Raw genomic sequence first — 24,837 nt, 5'->3', positions numbered from 1 at the left:
ATGACCTTATCTAATGGACAATTGAATAGCAGTTGGCAAAGCCAAGATAGATAGGTTGATCAATGAGAACGCTCATAGATGCAGCCTTCAGTACACTGAATGTATGCATCTATGTTGGTTTATTTGAAGATAGGCTAGACTTCCAATCCGCATAGAGAGAGTATTTGATTCTATTTCTATGTGGATTTTGTTTTGCATAAAAACAGCTTCCACGCATTTTTGTGGTAGCTGTTTTTTTTATTAATCTAATTTGAGGTGAGTACATATTATGGAAAAGAAACGATGGCGAATGTACTAAAAAATTTGACTAACACTAAATCATTACTGGAGGATAAAAGAAATGAAAAAAATGATAGGTTTCATTATTTGTTTGACGGCACTTTTAACAGTTGCGTTTTTTACTTCTTCAATTGAAACAGCCCCAACAAAAGATAGTAAGCCGATGGTTGGTATTTTGCAACTGACAAGTCACCCAGCACTTGATCTAATCTATCAGGGTACGGTAGATGCATTAAATGAAGCCGGCTATATCGATGGAGAAACAATGACATTAGATTTCCAAAATGCTCAAGGAGATCAAAGCAATCTAAATTCAATGAGTGCTCGTTTTGTCAGTAGAGGGGCGGATGTTATGGTTGGAATCGCAACGCCTTCCGCCCAAGCATTAGCTAACAGCTCACAAGAGATTCCAATTGTGTTAGGTGCAGTTACTGATCCTGAAGGCTCGGGATTGGTTAAAAGTAATGCAACACCTGGTGGAAACATAACCGGTGTGAGCGATTTGACACCTATCAAAGAACAATTCGCTTTAATCAAAGAAATCTTACCAGAAGCTCAAACGATTGGTATTTTGTATTCTTCAAGTGAAGATAATTCAATTGTACAAGCTGATCAAGCGATTGAAATTGCGCGTGAAATGGGATTGGATACCCAGGTTATGACAGTTTCTTCTACAAATGACGTTTCGCAAGTTGGGGCTACATTAGCTTCACAAGTAGATGCTATTTGGGTACCGACTGATAATACAGTAGCTAGTGCAATGAATACGTTGGTTTCAGCTGCAGATTCGAACGGCATACCGATTTTCCCAGCTGTAGATACGATGGTTGAAGAGGGAGGTCTAGCTACTGTTGGATTAGATCAGTACGAATTAGGTCGTTTAACAGGAGAAATGGTTGTGGCTATTTTAAATGGTGAGTCAGAGCCAGCAACTACGCCTATTCAGTATTTAGATCAAGGTAAAGTTATTATAAATGAAGAAAAAGCCAAACAACTTGGCATTACGATTCCAACCCAGTTATTAGAGCAAGTAAAATAAACGATTAATTTAGTTAATGAGAGTGGAGGAAATCAAATGGATTTAATTGTTACAGCAACAGCACAAGGGTTGTTATGGGGAATGATGGCTTTAGGCATTTTTATTACCTATCGGATTTTAGATTTGCCGGATATGACTGCGGAAGGTTCTTTTCCTTTAGGAGGCGCTGTATGTGCTCAACTCATTATTTCAGGTGTAAATCCTTTAGTTGCGACTGCTAGTGCATTTGTAATCGGAGCCTTAGCTGGAGCCATTACAGGATTTCTAATTACAAAAGCACATATTCCTGGGTTACTAGCTGGAATTTTGACGATGACTGGATTGTATTCTATTAATTTACGAATCATGGGTCGGGCTAATTTAAGTTTACTAGGAGAAGAAAAAGTAACGGATCTTTTCGAACGTTTTACCTTGCCAAGTCAATTTGATACCATATTTATGGGAATTATTATTGTCGTTAGTGTCATTACATTACTAGTCTTGTTTTTCAAAACAGAACTTGGACAAGCTGTTATCGCTACAGGTGATAATGAAAAGATGGCACGTTCGTTAGGAATTTCTACGAATCAAACGAAGATATTGGGACTTATGCTCTCAAATGGTTTGATTTCTGCGGCTGGTGCGCTGATTGCTCAAGATAACGGATACGCTGATATCAGTATGGGAATTGGTACAATTGTTATTGGTTTAGCGTCTGTCATTATTGGGGAAGTTATTTTTGGAAACCTATCATTTGTCAATCGTCTGATATGTGTCATATTAGGAGCAATTATTTACCGTTTCATTATCATGTTCGTCTTATTGATTGGTCTACAACCAAATGATTTGAAACTTATTTCAGCTATCATTTTAGCTGTGTGTCTGGCATTGCCTAGCATACGCACCAAATATAATTTGAATTTCTTTCAAAAAAAGGAGCTGTTGTAATATGAGTAATACACCTGTCTTATCTTTAAAAGGAATCACTAAGCAGTTCAATAAAGGAACAGCCAATCAAAATACCGTGTTAAATCAGTTGGATTTAGAAGTAAAAAAGGGGGACTTCATTACTATTATTGGGGGGAATGGAGCTGGTAAATCTACCCTACTGAATAGTATTGCTGGGAACTTTATGATTGATAAAGGATCCATTATGTTAGGAGATAAAAATTTGACTGCTTTGAAAGAAGAAAAACGTGCGGGCTTTATCGGACGTGTCTTTCAAGATCCTGTCATGGGAACCGCTCCTCGGATGACTGTAGGCGAAAATTTGGCTATTGCTTATCGTAGGGGAAAGAAACGTTCTTTGCGAAAAGGTACAACAGAGAAGGAACGCGCTTATTTTAAAAGTATTTTAGGCGAATTAGGTTTAGGATTAGAAAATCGTTTGGATAATGAAATGGGGTTATTATCTGGTGGACAACGACAAGCCATTGCTCTTTTGATGGCAACAATGAATAAACCCGATTTATTATTGTTAGATGAGCATACTGCAGCACTAGATCCAAAAACAGCTAAAATTGTTTTAGAAATTACTCGTAAACGAATTGAACAAGAAGAGTTGACTACTTTAATGATTACTCATAATATGAATGACGCATTAAAGTATGGCAATCGATTAGTTATGTTAGACAACGGACAAGTTATTGTAGACTTATCTGGTGAAGAGAAAAAGAATTTAACAGTAGCAGATGTTCTAGTTCTATTTCAAACAGCTACGGATGAAGACGGTGGAGCTGGTCAATTACCAGATGAACTTTTATTAAGTCGTTAAACTAAAAACTCATTAATCTGCAAAAAAGTTCAAGAGTTAATCTTGAACTTTTTTTGTTTTCTGTACATTTTAAGGCGTTAGTTGTATACTACATGTATAATAGTTGCACCATACAACTACATTGATATAGGAGGTTTTGATGAGGAATCAACCAGAAATACCCATCCATTCGCTTATTCAACGTTTCACTGAATTTAACCAAAATTTTTCAAACTTAGAAAAACAAGTATTTGCTAAATACAACGTCACTAAGTCAGGTTTTGCTGTTCTATCATTTATTAAAGACGAAAAAATATCCTTAAATGAATTGGCCGAGCATTCTGGATTAGACAAATCAACTTTAAGCAGACAAGTTAAAAATTTGGAAAAAAAGGGTTTTGTAATGAAGGAATCAGGAAAGGATAAACGTTTTACTTATGTATCTTTACCTTCTGAATCCCAACAACTTATATTAACCATTTCATTTGAGCTCGAAAAAGCCTATAGTTTAATCTTTAAAAGTTGGCCTGCTGATGAGAAGCAACTTTTATTGGTACTGATGGGTAGAGTGAACCGCAGTATCCAATCTTTTCAATTAGTGAAGTAGTAGAATTTTACAATTAGATATAAACCATCTACAATTACGAGAGAGTCAATATACAAAGGAGACAACTAAATGGATTCAAAAACACTTAATGCTTTATCAAAAGAAGATTTAATAGAACTTGTCATTCGTCAGAGTGAAGAACTTAAAGAACAAGATATTCAGTTAGAAGCAGAACTTGAAGAAAATCGCTTTATTAAAAGCCTGGGTTTTGTAGATGGATATAAAAATTATCGAAATTACTTTATTCGCTTTTTTGAAGATGAAAGTGATGGAACAGCTAAAAAAGGGAGCATCTTTTTAGGAATAATGGAAGATTTTATTAATGACTATGGTAGTGAGCCCGTTCGCGAGTTAATGGACGAGTTTATTGAAGATCACGTTTAAGTAAACGGGATAGTTGCTCTCTAATAGTAGAATTGATAAACTAAGCATATGGACAAATTGAAAGATTGAAGGAGGACTAAAAATGACTGTAGAAAATAAGAAGATTATTGCTTTAGTTAGTGATGATTTTGAAGATTTAGAGTTATGGTACCCTGTTTTACGTTTAAGAGAAGCTGGTGCAACTGTTCATTTAGTTGCTGAAAAAAAAGAAACTGTTTATCATGGAAAGTACGGTGTGCCTGTCACTTCTGATTATAGTTTTGAAGACATTATCAAAGAGAATTACGATGGTATTTTAGTTCCTGGAGGATGGTCACCGGATAAACTAAGACGCTTTCCTAAGGTTATTGAGTTTGTTCAATATTTTGATCAACAAAAGAAACCCATTGGACAAATTTGTCACGCTGGTTGGGTATTGATTTCGGCAGGAATTCTTAATGGTGTAAATGTTACGAGCACACCAGGGATAAAAGACGATATGACGAATGCTGGGGCCATTTGGCATGATGTTCCTGCTATAACAGATGGTCACATTATTTCAAGTCGTAGACCTCCAGATCTACCTGAGTATATGAAACAATATATTGCGGCTTTCGCATAAACTTAACCATTTATTAAGGATTAAAGACTAAGAAACATTCTTAGTCTTTTTTTTTCTAAAAATAACGGCTCCTTAAAAAGGCTAGTCTAGGGTGAATGATCATTCATTAACTGAAGTGACCTATTCACACGATAAATACATAAGCTCTAATATAAAAATAACAAGTGTATCTTTTAAGAAAAAGAAAAGAAATTTATAATGATATTTTTAATAATATAATGTAAAATAACAGAGTATACAGATAATCGTTTTTTAGATAGAAAGAAGGGATTCAGGTGTACCAAAAAAATAAAAGCGCTTATAGAACAGCTATTTTAGGTATTCTTACAGCAATTGTTATTATTCAAAATTTTGTTCCATTACTGGGGTATATTCCTATACCTCCTTTAAATCCTACCATAATTCATATTACTGTTATTGTTGTTTCTCTTACACTCGGGACAAAAGATGGTATGATTATTGGTTCCGTTTGGGGTATCACACGAATGGTCAAAGCTTTTACACTGCCTGCTTCACCATTTGATTATTTTTTATGGCGAAATCCCATTATTGCGATTTTCCCTCGTATTATGGTCGGCTTCGTGGCTGGCTATGTTTATAACGTATGTAGAAAGAGATTTAAAAAGGATTCAACAGCTATGATTCTTTCTTCTGTTTTAGCTTCATTGACCAATACGATTTTAGTTTTAGGACTGATATATCTTATCTATGGAGAAACCTATGCGGCACTTTTAAAAGTTGATTATTCAAATCTTTTAGGTGTATTAGGAACAGTTGTTTTAACAAGTGGGATAGGAGAGGCGATAGCCGCTGCCATTATTGCACCAATTATCGCACGACCATTAAAGAAATTTAGAACTCAAAAATAAAAAAAAATCCATTAGAAGCCGGTGGCTTTCTAATGGATTTTTCTCTTATAATAATTCTTTTCTCAGTTGTTCAGAAGATTTATCTGATAAATAAGCCATAGGAACATCTAAGACACTAAATGCACCGGTTTTAACTTCATTTTTAAACTTAACGGCAGCTCTTGCATAAGCCACTAGAATAGAAGACGTGAATTCTGGATTGCTTTCTAATTCAAGCTGGAATTCAGCTTTTTGTTTGCTTCCAGTTTCAGATTCACCCGTACGGATAACAAACCCACCATGTGGCATTTGTTGGTGATCTGATTCAAATTGTTCTTCGTCAATGAAATGAACCACTGTTTCATAAGGTTCAAAGTAATTTGGCATTGATTTGATTGTTTGTTCTATTTCTGTTTGATTTGCGCCATCTTCAGAAACTACGTAGCAAATGCGCATGTGTTTTTCGCGAGTAGATAATTCAGGATTCAAACCTTTGCGAACTTCTTCTAACGCTTTATCTAATGGCAGAGTGTATTGAACACCTTTTTTCACGCCAGTTACCCGTCGAATAGCATCAGAATGGCCTTGGCTTAATCCTTTACCCCAAAAAGTATATGTTTGTCCTACAGGAAGAACAGCTTCAAATAATGCTCGGTTAATTGAGAATAAGCCTGGATCCCAACCTACAGAGATAATGCTGACATTTTGACCACTTTTAGCAGCCGTATCCATATCTGAAAAATAAGCTGGTATCTTTCCGTGGTTATCATAGCTATCAATCGTTGAAAAGTATTTTGCTAGTTCTGGCCCTTGTTCAGGTAAGTCCGTAGCTGATCCACCACATAAAATTAAAACATCGATAGCATTTTTGTACTCTAGGATATTTTCAATTTTTACTGCAGGAAGCATTGATTTTACTTCTGCTGGGTTTCTTCTAGTAAAAACAGCCACACCTTCCATATCAGGAAATTGATTAATTGCTAACTCAACACCTCTGCCGATGTTTCCATATCCAACCAAGCCTATACGAATCTTTTGAGTCATTGTTTTGTCTCCAATCTGTGTTTCAAATTTTATTATTCACCTTATTAGTATAATAGATAATGAAAGATAATCAAATCTTGTCAGTAAAAAGAACTAGCGTTTGTTTGTTAGTGTTTTTTTAGCTAGTATATATGGTACAATTTAAAGCGTAGAAAAGTTTAAGGCGGTGGCTAACTCTTATAAAAAGGGGTGATGCCAATGTTTTTTGTTTGGGCTTTCCCTAGAAAGGAAAACTCATGAGCATTTATGAGGCACTGATGTTTGCATTAGCTTTTGCAACTCTTGTTTTAAAAATCTCGTCAAACAAAAAAAAGTAACCGTCTAAGCTTTAGCGAGTAGGACGATTACTTTTGTATGATATTCTATAGTAGCTGCCGTCTTTAACGGTTCTATTCTAAAGAGGGGTATGTTGACGCATATCTCTCTTTTCATTTATAGTTTAGCATGGCTAATGAGATTTTTCAATTAAAACACTGTTAATAGTGTTATCTGTCGAACCTTGCAACGGTTGAAAACAAAACAATGTAAAAAACGAAATAGAATAGTAATGCTTGCTTAACGTTTTTAATCCATTTAAGTGGTATACTAGTTAAGAAGTTTTTTGAAAATATCAAAAACGAAATAAAACTTAATTGAAAAGATTGGAGAATTAACATGAAAGAGCCTAAAGACAATAAAAAGAATACTCGTTCAAATAAATATGACAAAGAAAGAAAAACGGTTAAAATATTGACTTTTGCAGTCATTATTGCAGCTTTGATCGTTATCCTATTATTAATCATGTCGCTTTTTAGTGGAGGAGATAAACCTCAAGAAGTTGCAACTGAAAGTTCAAGTAGGGTTATAAAAAATAGTGAAGAATCAACTCAAAGTGAAGTACAAAATTCTGAAAAAAGTAGTGAAAGCAGTTCTGAATCTGAAACATCTCAAAGTGAGTCAAGCGAGTCCGCAGAAAGTGAATCATCAGAATCTGTTGAAACAAAAGAAACGGAGCCAACGGACGAAAATGTAACAGAAGCCTATACCGGAGACTGGAAACCCGTTGAAACACAACAAGAGGGAGAACACACAACGAATTTTAACGATGGATCTCAAGACCGTATTGAAATTAAAAAAGCAACTGCCAATGCTACAGGATTAGATGAATCAGCTATGATTGAATGGTGGGTCGAAAATAGTGGGGAAGGGCAGGTAGTCGCTACTGTCTCAGATACTGGTCAAACCAAAAATTATCGTGTTTACTTAAAATGGGTAGACAATCAAGGATGGCAACCTATTAAAGTTGAACAGTTGAAAGAAAATGATAAAAATTAAACTTGTAACTTAAATTTAAGAGCTGGTATTAAAGCGATTGATTGCTTAATACCGGTTTTTTTGTGTGTTTGAATCTAATTTAGTTAATAAGTCGCTTAAGAAGCGCTTTTCATTTCTGTTCTGAGTAGAAAAGATGATATGATAGTCTTAAGTATCAGCAATTTTAATGTGTGAGGGAGTGATACTATGCGTTGGAAAGACAGAAGAAAAAGTGACAACTTAGAAGATCGTAGAGGAAAAAGCAGTGGTGGTAAGACGTTAGTTGGGGGCGGGATAGGCGGAGTTCTTATCTTGTTGGCATTCACTTTTTTAAGTGGTGGAAATTTAGGTGATTTTTTAAATTCAGTTGTATCAGATCCTAGTGGGAATACGGCGACCGGTTCCTATCAAGAGACTGAGACCGAATCTGAGCGAGCTGATTTTGTCTCGGTAGTCTTAGCAGATACTGAAGAGGTTTGGACAGATGTTTTTCAAGCCTATGGGTATACGTATGAAGAACCAACTTTAGTGCTATTTTCTGAATCAGTTCAATCAGCATGTGGTGTAGCGGGTTCTTCAACGGGACCATTTTATTGTCCTGGTGATGCTAATTTGTATATTGATTTAAGTTTTTATGATGAATTAAGCCAACAGTTCAACGCTCCAGGTGATTTTGCAATGGCTTATGTCATTGCTCATGAAGTAGGCCATCATGTTCAAACGCAGTTAGGACTGACAGAGCAGCTAAATATCTTACGGAATGAATTAAGTGAAACAGAATTCAATAAATACCAAGTTCGCTTTGAGTTGCAGGCTGATTATCTTGCAGGTGTATGGGCAAATTATGCTCAAGGATTAGGCTATTTAGAAGAAGGAGACTATGAAGAAGCTATCAACGCTGCGGGTGCAGTAGGTGATGATCGTCTCCAACAACAAGCACAAGGATACGTTGTTCCTGAAAGTTTTACTCATGGTACTTCTGAGCAAAGAATGGATTGGTTTAAACGCGGATTTGAAGCCGGTAATTTGGAAGATGGAGACACATTTGACGGAAATGCTAAATTTAAACTTCCTTAACAATGTTCTAAATTTCAGTGTAAAGTCAAACTACGGAGGTTATAATGAAAAATTTAGATAAGAATTTTAATATGGTACAAGATATTTTAAACAAAACAGAAGAGGAACTAAAAAAGATGAACCCAGTCAATATCATGGTAGTAGGTAAGACAGGGGTAGGTAAGAGTACGCTAATCAATAATTTGTTTAGAGAAAATCTTGCTCTAACCGGTATTGGAAGACCGATTACAAAACATCTAAGACGGATTTCTAAAGACGGAGTCCCTTTGGTTTTATATGATACTAGAGGTCTAGAGTTAAGTCTCGAAGTACAAAAAGAAATTAAAAGTGAAATTTTTGACACAATTAAAGAAAATAAAAAACTAGGTGTTCAAGGAGAAATTCATCTAGCTTACTACTGTATTAATGCAAATTCTTCACGAATAGAACCAACAGAACTTGAACTTATAACGGAATTAAGTGAAAAAGTCCCGGTTGTGATCGTTTTGACCCAATCAATCGGTGAACCAGCAGCAACATTTAAAACCTATATTGAAAACCTTAATTTACCGATTTATGGTGTTGTATCTTTGATGGCTGAAAGCTTCAAATTGACGGAAGAAATGTCGATTCCAGCATTTGGATTAAAAGAATTGCTTGAATTAAGTTTTGAAATCATACCAGAAGAAGCAAAAAAGGCTTTTAACAATGCCCAACAAGTAGATATTGCCCGAAAAGCGAATTCTGCTCGCAGTTGGGCGACAAGATATATCGCTACTTCATTTGGCGTAGGTTTTTTACCGATTCCTTTTTCTGATGCATCCGTTCTTGTACCAATGCAAGTAACATTATTGGCCCATATTACAGCGATTTTTGGTATATCAATGGATAAAGCCACTATTGCAAGTCTTGTAGCAGCAATAGGAGGGACTGGGGGAGCTACATTTGCGGGAAGGTACATCGTTTCAAATGTGATAAAAATGATTCCTGGAGCGGGTACAATTGTTGGAGGACTAATTAGCGGTACAACAGCTTCAATCATCACAACGGCGCTTTCTATGAGCTATATAGAAGTGTTAGCCATCATAGCTGCCGGAGAAAAAGATGGAAAATACCCGGATTTAAAAAATATTGAACAGTTAATGAAAGAAAAATTTCAAGAACGTCTAAAAAAAGGCGCTAAAATCGATAAAAAACTTGATTTAACAACTGATTTATCAAAAGAAAACTTAGAATTAGACGATGCAAAAAAAGATCATTTTTTAAGTAAATTTAAAAGGTTTACTAAGCGAAAAAAATCTTAAAATGATTCATAAATACATTTTGTCCTAACTCAAAAAAATAGCAAAAATACTTTAAAACCAAAATAATTATTTTGGTTTTTTCTTTAATTATACTAATTCAGCAGTATATTGAACGGTATTTAAAATTTCCCAAAGCATTTTTATGCTTATTTTACGTAAACACAGTATAGATGTAGTTAACATAATTAGATTATGGTTAACTACATCGAACAATTTATCGCTAATTAATAAAATAATAAAGCTCACCCTAAAGATTCAGTCTTAGATGAATTTTATACAAAGATTCATTTTAAAATGAATCTTATGGTATAATCAAAAAAAGAGGTGATTAGATGACCAGACAAACTGTAAGGACTCCATATGCAGCCATTATAGGAGATATTAAAGACTCTCGTAAAATTGCGGATCGAAAAGAAGTGCAAGAACAATTTCATTCTATTTTGCAAATAATAAATGAGAAATATGCAGAAGACATTGCTTCTAATTTCATTATTACTTTAGGAGACAGCTTCCAAGGATTACTAAAAAATAAACAAGTGATTTTAAGCATTATTTTTGAAATCGAATTGGCCATGGCTCCCATTGAATTGCGATTTGGCATTGGCTTAGGCAGTATCAGTACACCGATCCAACGAGATAATTCTATGGAGATGGATGGCACAGCCTACCACCGCGCAAGGCAAATGATTGAAACTATTGAAGAAAATGAAAATAAATATACCACAAGCGAGACCAATATGATGATTTGTTCCGGAGAAGGCTACCAACGAACAGATCAGCTATTGAATACTATTCTGTCACTGGCCACAGCATTGAAATCAAAGTGGTCTGCTAGACAAAAAGAAATTATGTATGCTTATTTCACACATGGAGAAAATCAATATAAGACAGCTGAAGAATTAGGGATTGGCCAATCTAGTGTTAATAAAGCTCTGAATACAGCGAAATATTATACCTATAAAACAGCTTTGAGAGACGCTAGCCACTTTTTAATTCAGGATATAGAGGATGATGAATAGTTGAATCAAGTCGTATGGATAGTATTATTTATCGGACATATCTTGGGAGACTTTTATTTCCAATCGTCCGCGTTAGCGAGAGAAAAGGATGTATTTGGTAAGAAATTAGTGCTCCATTGTTTTATCTATTTGATCACTATGGTAGGCGTGATCATTCCTATTTTTAGTTGGCCTTTATTAAAAGTGGTCATAGGGATTTCAGTGCTGCATTTCATGATAGATGGTCTAAAATTTTTGCTTGCGAATCGCTTTTTCATTCATAATAATAAAGATACGGTTATCTTTCTAGTAGATCAAGGGCTACACATCCTTGTATTACTTGCGGCAGTTGTCTATATCACAGTATCTAATATAGAGATTGACTATATGCCAGGATTAGAAACCTTGTCGAGTAGTTTAGGTTTGGATATGAAAAATAGTTTGTCATGGATACTGATTCTATTGGTGATGATCCGGCCATGCAGTGTAACGATAAAAAAAGTATTGAATCACTATCGCCCAACCAATGAAAATCAAATAGATGAGGGTATCCCAAGTGCGGGGGCGTTGATTGGTGTTTTTGAACGTTTCTTTATTTTGCTGATGCTGTATGCTAATCAATTTACGGCTATTGGATTTGTTCTGACAGCGAAGTCCATTGCTCGGTACAATAAAATTTCAGAAAATCCTCAGTTTGCAGAATACTATTTACTGGGAACCTTATTGAGCACTTTGTTGATTATCGTCAGTTACTTCTTTATTTTCTGATGATGCAGCTGTAAAAGAATCAATTGTTGAGATTCGCTTATTGTTGAATCTTTGGACTTTTGAATTGGTAGTTAAATAATCAAAGTAGCATTTGTTCCCTTAGGTATTATAAACTATAAGGACAAGGTGTAGAATAAAGTCATTACGCATAAGGAAAAGGAGAATTCTATGGCATTTAAGCAAATTGAGACACAAGAGTTACCGGATATTCAATCTGTGGGAACCGTTTATGAACACGTTGAGACAGGAGCCAAGGTTCTTTATCTAGCAAATGACGATTCCAATAAGGCGTTTACGATTGGGTTTAAGACACCTCCGTATAACGATAACGGAATTGCTCATATCATAGAGCATTCAGTTTTAAATGGATCTGAAAAATACCCTTCAAAAGAACCATTTGTTGAATTAGTCAAAGGGTCATTGAATACGTTCGTCAATGCAATGACTTTTTCAGATAAGACAATTTATCCAGTTGCTTCTACTAATAAAAAAGACTTTATGCATTTAATGAGTGTTTATTTAGATGCTGTGTTTAAGCCGAACTTTTACAGTAATGCACAAATATTAGCGCAAGAAGGTTGGCATCATCATTTAGAGTCAGCAGAAGATGACCTGATTTATAAAGGGGTTGTTTACAATGAAATGAAAGGGGCGACAGCCTCTCCTGAAAGACAAGTTCAACAGCATTTGACTCATCAGTTGTACCCCAACAGTATTTACCGGCACGAATCTGGTGGAAATCCAAAAGCCATCCCTAGTTTAACGCAAGAAGAATTTGTTGCGTTCCATCAAACTTATTACCACCCAAGTAATTCTCTGACTGTCTTATATGGAGACATTGATAAAAAAGAAACTTTTGCTGCATTAGAGGACTATTTCAGTGGCGCAGGCAAACATAGTGAAAAAGTCGACTTATCTTTTGAACCAGCTGTTCCTGATGATGCTGTATTTGAAGATACTTACTCAATAACTGCAGGAGATAACCCTGAAGGAAAAGATTATTTGGCTTTAGGGTGGCATGTATCTGAACCGAATGATGTACTGGATATGTATGGACTAGAAGTTTTGGAAGAGATTTTATTTGGCAATAATCAATCACCGCTTAAAAAAGCTTTATTGGATGCGGATATAGGTGGGGACATAATAGGTGGCGTTGCTGATTTTGGCTATCCAACGGGGTTTATGATCACTGCTAAATATTCTGATGCCTCTAAGATGACTCGATTCAAAGAAGTTGTTCAAGAGACTTTAAAACACTTAATGACTGAAGGAATCGATGAAGGGCTGATTGATTCAGCGTTGAATAAAATTACTTTTCAAACGAAAGAAGCGGCTATTTCGGAAGACAACCCACGTGGAGTCATTTATGCCATTAATGCTTATCAATCCTGGTTGTATGACAAGAGTCCTTATGTGAACTTACAATTTTCAGGCTATTTGAAAGAACTAGCAGAATTGGCAGGTAAGGGGTATTTTGAGCAACTGATCAAAGAAAAACTAGTATACAATCCTTTGCGTACTGCAGTGATTTTAAAAGCTGAACCGGGTAAAAGCGATCAATTTGAAGCGAAAACTCATCAGCAATTGCAAGAATATAAAGCTAATCTATCTAAAGAAGAAATCGACAAAATGATAGCTAAAACACAAGAGTTGATCAAGCGTCAAGAAGCGCCGGATAAACCGGAAGATCTAGCAAAGATTCCAACACTGACGAAAGAAGATTTAAGCACACAGGTAGAAGAGTATCCACTAACGGAAATTCCTTTTAATGAGGGAACTCATTTTTATCAGGCTGAACAATTCACTTCCGGCATTGACTACCTTAGTTTGTATATTGATTTGAAAGATGTTGCAGCTGAAGAATATCAGTGGTTGGGTTTATTGAGTCATCTTCTTGGGAAGCTAGACACTAAGAAATATGATGTCGCAACTTTGCAGCGTCAAAAAGATCTGTACACAGGCGGTATTTACGGAAAGATTGATATTTATGAAGATAAAGCAGGTCAACTAAAGCCTTATTTTATTTTACGCGGAAAATCTTTGGAATCTTCTTTTGAGGAACTGGTCTCATTAATGCAAGAAATCCTGTGCCACACGCAATTTGAAAATAAAGATGATATTTTGAAAATCACTCAACAGCTGATTTCTAATTTCGAACGACGCATTAATTCTAGTTCCCATGTTCTAGCTGCAAACCGGGCCTTGAGTCAAGTGAAATCTTCAGCCAAATTAAATGAACTGATTAGTGGAATGGATCAATTCCTTTTTTTGAAAGACATTCGTGCTGCTTTACAATCCGATAAGTCAAAAGAGGCAACAGAGCGTATCAAGCAGACAGTAAAGGGTTTGCTAAATAAAAATCGCTTGAACATTTTATACGTCGGTGAGAAAGATCGAGGAGTACTGGTCAAAGAAACATTACAAGTAGCATTTTCTGAGGTGCCTAGTGTTGAATTAGGTGAACCAGCCATCATTAAGCCTGGTGCGAAGCAACATGAAGCTTATGTCACTGCTCAAGACGTGAACTATGTAGCGGTTGCTTCAAATGCCAATGATAAATTTGACTACACTGGCGCAGCGAAAGTATTGGCAACAACTATTCGTTACAGTTACTTGTGGAATGAGATCCGTGTCAAAGGTGGTGCTTATGGTTCGCTTTATAACCATCGACGAACTGGTGAATTTGCCTTGAGTTCTTATCGTGACCCCAATATCCGTAAAACATTGGAAACCTATAAAGGTTTGCCTAACTACGTAGCACAAATGGAGTTGTCTGACAGCGAATTATTAAAATACATTATTGGCACGATCAGTCCCATGGAACAGCCGAAATCAGCTTTCAGCAAAGGTTTAACCGCATTCAATCGTCTAAAAACAGGCGTGACTCGTGAAGAGTTGGTTCATTTGAAGGAAGAGATTCTAGCAGTCGATTCAAATGCCTTACAGATGCTTAATAAGGGTCTAAACAGCGTATTGGAAGAGAGCTCGGTGGTCGTAATAGGGAATAAGGGCCAGATCGAAATTGAAAAAGACTTGTTTGATAAGGTATACGAACTGTATTAATAAAAGAGTGTCTATTAGTTACTGAAATGGAAAAAAAAGATAAAACGATTTACGCTGCTTGTTCATTTGTTGTTCGGAAGTTTCAAGAGAACCCGGAAAAATAAGATCATATTAATTACGAGAAATAAAAACAAGCATAAAAGTTAGATAAAAGTAAGGGGAGAGAGGAGAGAAGGCTATTTCTCCTCTCTTTTTACGTTGAATAATAGGCGAGAGCATCACTAATTAAGGAGTCTCATCGTTATTGCACAAACAGAAGACCGATTTTCAGATGTTCCATATCATCGTAGTATAGGCGATCTTAATCATTTGGCTTTCCATACAGAATCACGGCATTAGATCGATAAAATGACAAAAAACTGGAAGAAAAAGGCATAATAATTCTGTATCCTAAAAAACACCCATTTGCAGGAGGAACAAATCATTAGGCTGTTTTCCTTGAAGATCCAGACAGAATCAAATTAGTCTTGGTAGCTCCTGAATAAAAAGCCATAAAGAAAGCTAAAAATAAATTGATATTTATGACTTTTTATAACAGTTTAATCTAGATAAGCTTATCCAAAGAATAATTAGCCGTTTTAATATTTTTTGAAGTTCGTAAATCTATCAAAATTAATTTCAATACTAAAACGTAAACCTATGTCAGCAAATTATAAAAAGATTTAAAACTACAGGAATTAGTCAGCAGCTAAATTGAAGTAAATTTAAATCTGTCTAAAAATTTAAGTAAAGAGAAAGTTATTTGCAACATTTTTCTCGTTAGCATAAGTTTGTTTGTCCAAGTGTTATATAATCCGAATTCATTTTTGGACTAATTTAAATTCGGTTTATATAAAAAGGATTGTTTATGACTAAAAGAGAGAAGAATTAGAATAATTGGACTACTAATCATTTTGATAATTTTACCTTTTTTTCTAGTTTACATAATATATATTATACAAAGTAGATTAAAAGTTGTTTTAAACCAATCAAGCACATTTTAGATCAATTTTGGACGATTTTAAGCTCAGTTAACTATTGTTTGTTTATGTTTACCCGTTAATTGCTTTTAAATGACTTTTAGTTCTTATCTAATGGATTCGTATTTGTTCTAAAGCATTATTTTTTCTTTACATACAAAAAAACCCAATCCAGAACAAATTAAGTTCTGGATTGGGTTTTGCTAACTTATTTTGTTAATGCTGCAGTTAATTGTGGCACAACTTGTTTCTTTCTAGAAACAACGCCTTTTAATAACGCACGGTTATTTTCTAATGTTACATTGAAAGCTTCTTCTACTGCATTGATTGGATTTCCTAATGCTAAGATCACTGAATCGCTATCTAAGATGTTTGTAACGATTAAGACAAATAAATCATAGTTTTTAGCATGATTTTCATTTTGCATCTCTTGTTCTAACTCAGTTTGGATAGAAAGTACATCATTTACGTCTACAACATTGATTTGTGCAACACGGACATTCTTATCTCCCATTGGGAAACTTTTAGCATCCATGTCTAATAATTCTGCAGCAGATTTATTGCTTAAGTCAGTTCCTGCTTTTAACATATCAAGGCCGTATGACTCAATGTCAACACCAGCAATTGCAGCTAGCTCTTTTGCAATTTTAACGTCTTCATCGGTGCAAGTTGGCGATTTGAATAATAAAGTATCTGCAACGATTGCTGATAACATTAATCCTGCAATATCTTTAGGAATTGCAACTTCTTTTTCTTTATATAATTTAGCAATAATTGTGTTTGTACATCCTACAGGTTCTGCACGGTAATACAATGGATTAGCTGTTTCAAAGTTAGAAATGCGGTGATGATCTACTACCGATAAAACTTCTACATCCGCAATGTCATTTACACTTTGTTGAAACTCATTGTGATCCACTAACATAACTTTATCTGTTTCATTAGCTACTGTTTCTACTACACGTGGTGCAGGAACGCTAAAGTAATCTAAAGCATATTGTGTTTCCTCTCCTACTTCTCCTAATGCAACAGCTTCAGCTTCGATTCCCAATTGGTTTTGCAAGTAAGCAAATGAAATAGCAGATGTGATAGCATCTGTGTCTGGATTCTTATGACCAAAAATTAATACTTTACTCATGATTATTATCTCTCCTTTTAAACTATAACTAACACTAAAATTTTATCTTAAATGAACGTGTTTAGCTAGTATTATGTTGTTTTTTATAGAAAATAGCTTAAAAAAATAAATACAGCTAGAAAAGTAAGAATCTACTCTTCCAACTGTGTTTATTATTCTGGACTAAATTGTTTGATAGCCTGTGTATTCTTCAATACGTAATAAGCGATTAGCATTGTCGATGCGTTCAATTGTAGGAGGTTCTATATCCTTTAATTTATAAGGAATATTTAGAGCTGCATATTTATAAACACCTAATTTATGGTACGGCAATATTTCAACTTTATAAACGTTTCCTAGAGATTGAATAAAATCACTTAAGCGTATTAAATCAGCATCATCATCCGAACGTTCTGGAACTAAAACATGACGAATCCAAACAGGTTTATTGATTGTGGCTAAATAAGTAGCCATATTCAAAATGTTTTCATTGCCGTGCATTGTTAAACGCTTATGCTTTTCATTATCAATGTGTTTGATATCGAATAAAAGCAAATCTGTATAGCTCATTAGTTCCTCAAACCGGCTGAAAAAAGGCTCATCATAAGTGAAAGGTTGACCACATGTATCTAATGTTGTGTGGACTCCCTGCTCTTTTGCTTTTCTAAAATACTCAATTAAAAAATCGATATGCAGTAGAGGTTCTCCTCCACTGACAGTAATTCCGCCTTTACTTCCCCAATACTCGCGGTAAGATAAAGCTTCTGCTAGTAATTGATCCGCTGTATAAGGAGTTCCACCACCCATATTCCATGTATCAGGGTTATGGCAGAACTCGCAACGCATACGGCACCCTTGCATAAATGTTACAAAACGAATACCTGGCCCATCGACCGAGCCAAAACTTTCAGTAGAATGCACGTATCCAATTGCTGGTTCCGTCATATTAGTCACTCCTTTATTTGTTTATACCTTACATACTGTCATGCATTGTACGATTAATAACGTCTAATTGTTGTTCACGTGTTAATTTAATAAAGTTGACAGCATAACCAGATACACGAATAGTCAATTGAGGATAGTTTTCAGGATGGTCCATTGCGTCAACCAATGTTTCGCGGTTAAAGACATTAACGTTCAAATGGTGACCGCCTTTTCTTACATAGCCGTCTAATAAACTAGCCAAATTTTCTTGTTGGATGTCATCTTCTTTCCCTAAAGCTTTTGGAATAATAGAGAATGTATTTGAGATTCCATCTAATGAATATTTGTATGGTATTTTAGCTACTGAAGTTAAACTAGCTAAAGCTCCATGAGTATCTCTGCCGTGCATTGGGTTAGCACCAGGTGCAAATGGTTCGCCAGAACGACGGCCATCAGGTGTATTCCCGGTCTTTTTACCATATACTACGTTAGATGTGATAGTTAAAATTGAAGTAGTGTGGACTGCATTGCGATAAGCTGGATGTTTTTTCACTTTTGACATAAATGATTTTAACAACCAAATTCCAATATCGTCCGCGCGATCATCATTGTTACCAAATTTAGGGTAATCGCCTTCTATTTCATAATCGACAACTAAGCCATTTTCATCACGAATCGTTTTCACTTTTGTATATTTAATGGCAGATAATGAATCAATTGCTACTGAGAATCCAGCGATTCCAGTTGCCATTGTTCTCATAATGTCACTATCGTGCAAAGCCATTTCAATGCGTTCATAAGAATACTTATCATGCATGAAATGAATAATGTTTAACGTATTTAAATATAAGCCTGCGATCCATTCCAACATAACATCATATTTTTCCATGACTTCATCATAATCCAAGTATTCAGAAGTAATTGGTTGATATTTTGGAGCAACTTGAGCTTTTGATTTTTCATCTACACCTCCATTAATGGCATATAAAAGAGCTTTAGCTACGTTAGCACGTGCTCCGAAGAATTGCATTTGTTTCCCAATACGCATAGCAGATACACAACAAGCGATTCCGTAGTCATCGCCCCATTCTAAGCGCATAATATCGTCATTTTCATATTGAATAGCACTTGAAGAAATAGATGCTTTAGCACAGAACTTCTTGAAGTTTTCTGGCAAACGTGTAGACCATAAAACGGTTAAGTTTGGTTCTGGAGCTGGTCCAAGGTTTGTTAAAGTGTGCAAGAAACGGTAGCTATTTTTTGTAACCATGTGACGTCCATCGTCACCTACACCTGCGATAGCTTCTGTTACCCAAGTTGGATCCCCTGAGAATAAATCATTGTATTCTGGTGTACGTGCAAATTTTACTAAGCGCAATTTCATAATAAAATGGTCTGTGATTTCTTGAGCTTCAACTTCAGTAAGAATGCCATTAGCTAAGTCACGCTCAATATAGATATCAAGAAATGTAGATGTACGTCCTAATGACATTGCTGCTCCATTTTGCTCTTTAACTGCTGCTAAATAGCCTAGATACAACCATTGGAAAGCTTCTTGAGCTGTTTGGGCTGGTTGAGAAATATCAAAGCCGTAAATTCTACCTAACTCAATTAATTCATTTAAAGCACGAATTTGTTCATTTAATTCTTCACGGTCGCGAATAATATCTTCGCTCATTGTGCCGTAACCCTTATTTGCTAAATCGTTTTTCTTTTCTTGAATTAAGCGATTGACACCATATAAGGCTACTCTTCTGTAATCTCCAATGATACGTCCACGTCCATAAGCATCTGGCAGACCTGTAATGATTCCACTACGTCTGGCAGCTCTAATTTCTGGCGTATAAGCATCAAATACTCCTTGATTGTGTGTTTTACGGTAGTCTCTAAAAATATGAGATACTTCTGGATCAATTTCGTAACCATATGATTCAGCAGCTAATTCACTCATGCGAATTCCACCAAAAGGTTGCAAACCACGTTTAAAAGGTTTCTCAGTTTGGAAACCGGCAATGCGTTCCAATTCTTTATTTAAGTAACCAGCATCATGAGATACGATTGTTGAAACTACTTTCGTATCCATATCTAGTACTCCGCCTGCTTCACGTTCCTCCGTATTTAATTCCATAACTTGTTTCCACAATGATTCGGTAGCGGGTGTAGGACCTTCTAAAAATTCATCCGTTCCATCATAAGGGGTATAGTTTTGTTGAATAAAATCGCGTACGTTAATTTCTTCTTGCCACATTTTTCCTTTAAAGCCTTTCCAATTTTCCATAAGTCATTTTCCTCCTTTTATATCTGTTAAACAATTCTAACAGATTCTTCATGCTCATTATAACACGAACTAAAAACAAATCAATTTATTTTCGTCAATAAAATAAAAATAATTATTTAAAAAGATTGATTTGTAGATATTTCAAGGTTTTCATTATTCTGTATTCAATGATATTTTTTGTACTATTTTTCACAAAAAATCAAACTGTACTAGTTTTTAATAAAACAGATAAAAAAAGATGTAGCTGTTAGGCTACACCTTTTTGGTCTTATCATGGTTAATACTAAGGGTATGTCTGTTTTAGCAAACATACCCTTAATTAAACAACATTATTTCTATTTAATCTCATTAGCTAATAAATCTTTTTTAAGCTCAATAGGTGTTCCGTCTGCCACTTCATCTAAAATAAATGATCCATTTGAATAACGGTCACTTATTGAATAGGATTGACTAGATAGTGAGATTTCTTGTCCTTTGGATGTTAGAATTCTATAGTTATCTTCCTTAGACGCTTCAAAAGCGAAAGCCACACGATGCGGATTCTTTTTCAATTCTCTTAAGAGCAGTAACCCTCTCTTAGCTCGTCCAAGCGGTTCGAAATCAAGAATATTCATTTTTTTAACAGAACCTCTTTGAGTTAAAATCATTAATTCGGCTTTGGAAGCTGTGGTATCGACCAACACACCATTTACAACATAGTCACCGTCTTTAAGATTAATTGATTTCACACCTGCAGCTTTTGCACCCACAGTAGGAACCTCATCTAAAGGATAACGTAATCCAAATCCTCTATTAGTGACTAAGAAAACATCTTTTGACAATGGTTTTTCTGTATAGACGATATTTAACAGTTCATCCGTCGTTGTTTTAAGTTTTATTGCTGAAAAAGATTTATTTTTGTAATTACGTCCAATAACGTATTCTGAAACTGCCGTTTGTTTAATGTACCCTTCTTTTGTAATGAAAGTAAAGGTCGCTGGCGGAAGCTGTTTCTCTAATCCGAATACTTTTACAACGGTTTCGTCTGTTTCAAAAGCAATATTTTGGGATAAGTGATCTCCCATATCTTTCCATCTCAAATCGGAAATTTCATGAATTGGACGATAAATAATATTACCTTTGCTAGTAAAGATCAAGAGATGATTCAATGTATTCAGTTGCTGAATATAAATTGGATAATCTCCTTCTTTAATGCCTATTTCAGTAGGTTTAGAAGCACTATATGAACGTAGACTGGTTCTCTTAATGTATCCTTCTTTTGTAACAGAAACCATAACCTCTTCAGATGCAATCAGAAGTTCCGTATCGATTTTTAATTCTTCAATTTCATCTTCAATAACGGTCAGTCTAGGAGAAGCGTACTTTTTCTTTACTTCTATTAATTCTTTTTTCATGACTTTATTCAGTTCTTGAGAACTACCTAGAATCTTGTTGTACGCCATAATATCTTTATTTAAAGCATCTGCTTCATTTTCTAGTGCAGTTATATCGGTATTGGTTAATCGATACAGTTGCAATGAAACAATGGCTTCAGCTTGGATCTCAGTAAAATCAAAACGCTCAATTAAGTTTTCTTTAGCATTTTTCTTATCTTTACTGCTGCGAATAGCTTCGATAACTTGATCTAAAATAGAAAGAGCTTTAATCAAGCCTGAAACAATGTGTTGTCTGCTTTCAGCTTTGCGCAAGTTATAATTCGTTCTTCTAGTGATAACTTCTTGTTTATGATCTAAGTAAGCTTGAAGCATTCTAACGATTCCGACTTGTTTGGGTCTTTTTTTATCAATCGCTACCATATTAAAATTATAAGCAACCTGTAAATCAGTATTTTTTAATAAATAATTTAAAATACCACCCGCATTAGCCTCTTTTTTTAATTCAACAACAATTTGTAGACCGTTACGGTCAGATTCATCACGGACTTCAGCAATTCCGTCAACTCGTTTATTCAACCGTATTTCATCCATTTTACGAACTAAAACGGCTTTATTGACTTCATAAGGAATTTCATTAATGACGATTTGTTCTTTACCGCCTCTAACTTCTTCTATTCTAGTTTTAGAACGGACAATGATTTTACCTTTTCCAGTTTCATAGGCCTTTTTGATACCATCGACCCCTTGTAAAATAGCGCCAGTGGGGAAATCAGGTCCTTTAACATACTGCATTAGATCCGTTACAGAAGCATCAGGATCATCAATCAAATGAACCGTTGCATCAATTACCTCTCCTAAATTATGTGAAGGGATATCGGTTGCATAACCTGCTGAAATCCCAGTCGCTCCATTAACAAGTAAGTTAGGGTAACTAGCAGGAAAGACAGTCGGTTCTTCATCTGTATCATCAAAGTTTAAGATGAAATCAACCGTTTCTTTATCGATATCTCTTACCAATTCAGCAGAAATTTTTGATAAACGTGCTTCCGTATACCGCATAGCTGCCGGAGGATCTCCATCCATACTCCCGTTATTCCCATGCATTTCAATCAAGACTTCACGTTGCTTCCAGTCTTGGCTTAGACGTACCATTGCTTCATAAACACTGCTGTCTCCATGTGGGTGATAATTCCCGATAACGTTTCCGACCGTTTTAGCAGACTTTCTAAATCCCTTATCTGCTGTATTGCCTTCTACGTTCATTGCATATAAGATCCGGCGTTGAACCGGTTTTAACCCGTCTCGAATGTCTGGCAATGCACGTTCTTGAATAATGTATTTTGAATAGCGTCCAAAACGATCTCCCATAACTTCTTCCAGGGTTAATTCCTGAATTTCCGCTCTATTCTCCATCTTCGACACTTCCTTCATCTACTGTTTCTATTTGATCCATAATTTGGCTGTTTTCCAAAATACTGCCGCCTTCTTCAAAAGTAAATTCAACATGTGATTCAATCCATCTACGTCTAGGTTCTACTTTATCACCCATTAAGACAGACACACGTTTTTCAGCTTGAGCAGCATCATCGATTTTAACGCGAATCAGTGTGCGCGTGTCCGGATTCATAGTTGTATCCCATAGTTGGTCTGCATTCATTTCACCCAGCCCTTTATACCGTTGCAAGATATAATTTTTGCCAAAGTCTTTTGTGACTTGAACCAATTCATCATCTGTCCACGCGTAGGCAATTTTTTCTTTTTTGCCGATGCCTCTTGAGAGTTTATACAACGGTGGCAAAGCTAAATAAACTTTCCCTGCTTCAAAAAGAGGTTTCATGTACCGATAAAAGAAGGTTAGCAATAATGTTTGAATATGCGCACCATCGGTATCCGCATCGGTCATAATAATGATTTTATCGTAGTTACAGTCGGCAATATCAAATTCTGGTCCGACACCTGCACCAATCGTATAGATCATAGTGCTGATTTCTTCATTTTTCATAACTTCTTGTAACTTAGCTTTTTCAGTATTGATTACTTTTCCGCGCAGGGGTAGGATAGCCTGAAACTTACGGTCTCGACCTTGTTTTGCGGAACCCCCAGCTGAATCTCCTTCGACCAAATACAATTCATTTCGTTTTGCATTTTTACTTTGAGCTGGAGTTAACTTTCCAGACAAAAGAGTGTCATTTTTTTTGCGTTTCTTCCCATTACGGCTTTCTTCACGCGCTTTTCTAGCTGCGTCACGTGCTTCGCGTGCTTTTAGCGCTTTGCGGATCAACTGTTGGCTTAAATCGCCATTTTCGATTAAATAATAACTTAACTGTTCACTAACAACTGTTTCAACAGCTGATCTAGCTTGTGGTGTTCCTAATTTACTTTTTGTTTGCCCTTCAAATTGCAAAAGGTTCTCAGGAATACGAATAGAAATAACGGCTGCCAAGCCTTCTCTAAAATCAGTTCCTTCTAAATTTTTGTCTTTTTCTTTTAATAAACTCACTTTTCGAGCATAATCATTAAATGTTTTTGTAATTGCTGTTTTCATTCCGGCTTCATGAGTCCCACCGTCTTTAGTGCGAACATTGTTAACGAAAGATAAAATCGTTTCTGAGTACCCATCATTGTATTGGAAAGCGAATTCAACTTCAATTTCGTTGTTTTCACCTTCAAAATAAGCAACAGGTGTCAAATGATCTTTATCTTCATTTAAATAGCTGACGAACTCTTTGATACCTTCTTCATAATAAAAAACTTCTGCTTGATCGTTTCGTTCATCCACTAAAGAGATGCGCAAGCCTTTTAATAAAAACGCCGATTCTCTTAAACGTTCTGCTAGTACATCATAAGACAAATTAACAGTCGTAAAGATCGTCGCATCTGGTTTGAAGTGCACAATGGTTCCATTTTTTTCATTAGATGTTTTGATTTTCTTCAAAGAACCTTTGGCTTTACCACCATCAACAAATTTTTGTTGGTAATGAACACCATCACGAATGATTGTAACTGTAAGCCACTCAGAAAGTGCATTAACGACACTTGCTCCAACACCGTGAAGTCCACCTGAGGTTTTATAACCCCCTTGGCCAAACTTACCACCCGCATGCAAAACAGTGAAGATTACTTGAACAGTGGGGATACCAGATGAATGCATTCCAGTAGGCATACCA

19 protein-coding genes are annotated in these 24,837 nt (G+C 35.6%); 13 read left to right on the top strand and 6 right to left on the bottom strand.

Annotation, left to right across the window (positions count from 1 at the left end; translation table 11 throughout):
- Window positions 1-340: 340 nt before the first annotated feature.
- From trpX to CAT7_RS04980, 7 genes are all read left to right on the top strand, one after another.
- Complete coding sequence (trpX, locus tag CAT7_RS05010; RefSeq protein ID WP_007722645.1) at window positions 341-1,318, top strand: tryptophan ABC transporter substrate-binding protein; 978 nt, start codon at window positions 341-343, stop codon at window positions 1,316-1,318.
- A 36-nt stretch (window positions 1,319-1,354) separates the two neighbouring features.
- The gene (locus tag CAT7_RS05005) at window positions 1,355-2,245 is read left to right on the top strand and encodes an ABC transporter permease (RefSeq protein ID WP_007722642.1); all 891 of its coding nucleotides are present in this window, start codon (window positions 1,355-1,357) and stop codon (window positions 2,243-2,245) included.
- 1 nt (window position 2,246) lies between these two features.
- The gene (locus CAT7_RS05000; RefSeq protein WP_007722640.1) at window positions 2,247-3,071 is read left to right on the top strand and encodes an ABC transporter ATP-binding protein; all 825 of its coding nucleotides are present in this window, start codon (window positions 2,247-2,249) and stop codon (window positions 3,069-3,071) included.
- A 139-nt stretch (window positions 3,072-3,210) separates the two neighbouring features.
- Window positions 3,211-3,657, top strand: a complete 447-nt coding sequence (locus CAT7_RS04995; RefSeq protein ID WP_007722638.1) for a MarR family winged helix-turn-helix transcriptional regulator — start codon at window positions 3,211-3,213, stop codon at window positions 3,655-3,657.
- Window positions 3,658-3,726: 69 nt separating this feature from the next.
- Window positions 3,727-4,041: a hypothetical protein gene (locus CAT7_RS04990; protein WP_007722636.1), complete on the top strand. Its 315-nt coding sequence runs from the start codon at window positions 3,727-3,729 to the stop codon at window positions 4,039-4,041.
- Window positions 4,042-4,123: 82 nt separating this feature from the next.
- Window positions 4,124-4,642, top strand: a complete 519-nt coding sequence (locus CAT7_RS04985; protein ID WP_007722634.1) for a type 1 glutamine amidotransferase domain-containing protein — start codon at window positions 4,124-4,126, stop codon at window positions 4,640-4,642.
- Between the two features lie 275 nt (window positions 4,643-4,917).
- Entirely contained in the window at window positions 4,918-5,511 is a 594-nt protein-coding gene (locus tag CAT7_RS04980; RefSeq protein WP_007722632.1) for an ECF transporter S component, read from the top strand.
- A 45-nt stretch (window positions 5,512-5,556) separates the two neighbouring features.
- On the opposite strand, the gene CAT7_RS04975 is transcribed toward CAT7_RS04980, so the two are convergent.
- Window positions 5,557-6,534 (bottom strand): diaminopimelate dehydrogenase, encoded by a 978-nt coding sequence (locus CAT7_RS04975; RefSeq protein WP_007722630.1) that lies wholly within the window; start codon window positions 6,532-6,534, stop codon window positions 5,557-5,559.
- A 654-nt stretch (window positions 6,535-7,188) separates the two neighbouring features.
- On the opposite strand from CAT7_RS04975, the gene CAT7_RS04970 reads away from it, so the two are divergent.
- The 6 genes from CAT7_RS04970 to CAT7_RS04945 all read left to right on the top strand — a co-directional run bounded on the left by CAT7_RS04970 (window position 7,189) and on the right by CAT7_RS04945 (window position 15,016).
- Window positions 7,189-7,848, top strand: coding sequence for a YrrS family protein (locus tag CAT7_RS04970; protein ID WP_007722628.1), 660 nt, complete (start codon window positions 7,189-7,191; stop codon window positions 7,846-7,848).
- Window positions 7,849-8,034: 186 nt separating this feature from the next.
- Window positions 8,035-8,904 carry a KPN_02809 family neutral zinc metallopeptidase gene (gene ypfJ / locus CAT7_RS04965; RefSeq protein WP_007722626.1) on the top strand — a complete coding sequence of 290 codons (870 nt, stop codon included), beginning with the start codon at window positions 8,035-8,037 and terminating at the stop codon, window positions 8,902-8,904.
- Window positions 8,905-8,948: 44 nt separating this feature from the next.
- The gene (locus tag CAT7_RS04960) at window positions 8,949-10,187 is read left to right on the top strand and encodes a GTPase (RefSeq protein ID WP_007722624.1); all 1,239 of its coding nucleotides are present in this window, start codon (window positions 8,949-8,951) and stop codon (window positions 10,185-10,187) included.
- 332 nt (window positions 10,188-10,519) lie between these two features.
- Entirely contained in the window at window positions 10,520-11,206 is a 687-nt protein-coding gene (locus CAT7_RS04955) for a SatD family protein (protein ID WP_007722622.1), read from the top strand.
- On the top strand, window positions 11,207-11,953 hold the full coding sequence (locus CAT7_RS04950) for a DUF3307 domain-containing protein (protein ID WP_007722620.1): 747 nt from the start codon (window positions 11,207-11,209) through the stop codon (window positions 11,951-11,953). It abuts the gene before it with no gap.
- A gap of 168 nt (window positions 11,954-12,121) precedes the next feature.
- Window positions 12,122-15,016 carry an insulinase family protein gene (locus CAT7_RS04945; protein ID WP_007722618.1) on the top strand — a complete coding sequence of 965 codons (2,895 nt, stop codon included), beginning with the start codon at window positions 12,122-12,124 and terminating at the stop codon, window positions 15,014-15,016.
- A gap of 1,167 nt (window positions 15,017-16,183) precedes the next feature.
- On the opposite strand, the gene CAT7_RS04940 is transcribed toward CAT7_RS04945, so the two are convergent.
- The 5 genes from CAT7_RS04940 to parE form a co-directional block, all read right to left on the bottom strand.
- Window positions 16,184-17,113: a manganese-dependent inorganic pyrophosphatase gene (locus CAT7_RS04940; RefSeq protein ID WP_007722617.1), complete on the bottom strand. Its 930-nt coding sequence runs from the start codon at window positions 17,111-17,113 to the stop codon at window positions 16,184-16,186.
- A 162-nt stretch (window positions 17,114-17,275) separates the two neighbouring features.
- Window positions 17,276-18,037: a pyruvate formate-lyase-activating protein gene (pflA, locus tag CAT7_RS04935; RefSeq protein WP_007722616.1), complete on the bottom strand. Its 762-nt coding sequence runs from the start codon at window positions 18,035-18,037 to the stop codon at window positions 17,276-17,278.
- Between the two features lie 28 nt (window positions 18,038-18,065).
- Complete coding sequence (pflB, locus tag CAT7_RS04930) at window positions 18,066-20,294, bottom strand: formate C-acetyltransferase (RefSeq protein ID WP_007722615.1); 2,229 nt, start codon at window positions 20,292-20,294, stop codon at window positions 18,066-18,068.
- A 335-nt stretch (window positions 20,295-20,629) separates the two neighbouring features.
- Window positions 20,630-23,083: a DNA topoisomerase IV subunit A gene (gene parC / locus CAT7_RS04925; RefSeq protein WP_007722614.1), complete on the bottom strand. Its 2,454-nt coding sequence runs from the start codon at window positions 23,081-23,083 to the stop codon at window positions 20,630-20,632.
- A partial coding sequence (parE, locus tag CAT7_RS04920; protein ID WP_007722612.1) for a DNA topoisomerase IV subunit B occupies window positions 23,073-24,837 on the bottom strand: 1,765 nt, incomplete at its 5' end. The genes parC and parE, both read right to left, overlap by 11 nt.

The sequence above is a fragment of the Carnobacterium sp. AT7 genome (assembly GCF_000171855.1).
Classification (GTDB): domain Bacteria; phylum Bacillota; class Bacilli; order Lactobacillales; family Carnobacteriaceae; genus Carnobacterium_B; species Carnobacterium_B jeotgali.
The sequence above is the reverse complement of the archived record's forward strand: the minus strand, read 5'-3'. Positions and strand labels throughout refer to the sequence as shown.

Coding starts and splice junctions, on each gene's coding strand:
- trpX (WP_007722645.1), top strand. CDS start 341: ATGAAAAAAATGATAGGTTTCATTATTTGTTTGACGGCACTTTTAACA.
- CAT7_RS05005 (WP_007722642.1), top strand. CDS start 1,355: ATGGATTTAATTGTTACAGCAACAGCACAAGGGTTGTTATGGGGAATG.
- CAT7_RS05000 (WP_007722640.1), top strand. CDS start 2,247: ATGAGTAATACACCTGTCTTATCTTTAAAAGGAATCACTAAGCAGTTC.
- CAT7_RS04995 (WP_007722638.1), top strand. CDS start 3,211: ATGAGGAATCAACCAGAAATACCCATCCATTCGCTTATTCAACGTTTC.
- CAT7_RS04990 (WP_007722636.1), top strand. CDS start 3,727: ATGGATTCAAAAACACTTAATGCTTTATCAAAAGAAGATTTAATAGAA.
- CAT7_RS04985 (WP_007722634.1), top strand. CDS start 4,124: ATGACTGTAGAAAATAAGAAGATTATTGCTTTAGTTAGTGATGATTTT.
- CAT7_RS04975 (WP_007722630.1), bottom strand. CDS start 6,534: ATGACTCAAAAGATTCGTATAGGCTTGGTTGGATATGGAAACATCGGC.
- CAT7_RS04970 (WP_007722628.1), top strand. CDS start 7,189: ATGAAAGAGCCTAAAGACAATAAAAAGAATACTCGTTCAAATAAATAT.
- ypfJ (WP_007722626.1), top strand. CDS start 8,035: ATGCGTTGGAAAGACAGAAGAAAAAGTGACAACTTAGAAGATCGTAGA.
- CAT7_RS04960 (WP_007722624.1), top strand. CDS start 8,949: ATGAAAAATTTAGATAAGAATTTTAATATGGTACAAGATATTTTAAAC.
- CAT7_RS04955 (WP_007722622.1), top strand. CDS start 10,520: ATGACCAGACAAACTGTAAGGACTCCATATGCAGCCATTATAGGAGAT.
- CAT7_RS04945 (WP_007722618.1), top strand. CDS start 12,122: ATGGCATTTAAGCAAATTGAGACACAAGAGTTACCGGATATTCAATCT.
- CAT7_RS04940 (WP_007722617.1), bottom strand. CDS start 17,113: ATGAGTAAAGTATTAATTTTTGGTCATAAGAATCCAGACACAGATGCT.
- pflA (WP_007722616.1), bottom strand. CDS start 18,037: ATGACGGAACCAGCAATTGGATACGTGCATTCTACTGAAAGTTTTGGC.
- pflB (WP_007722615.1), bottom strand. CDS start 20,294: ATGGAAAATTGGAAAGGCTTTAAAGGAAAAATGTGGCAAGAAGAAATT.
- parC (WP_007722614.1), bottom strand. CDS start 23,083: ATGGAGAATAGAGCGGAAATTCAGGAATTAACCCTGGAAGAAGTTATG.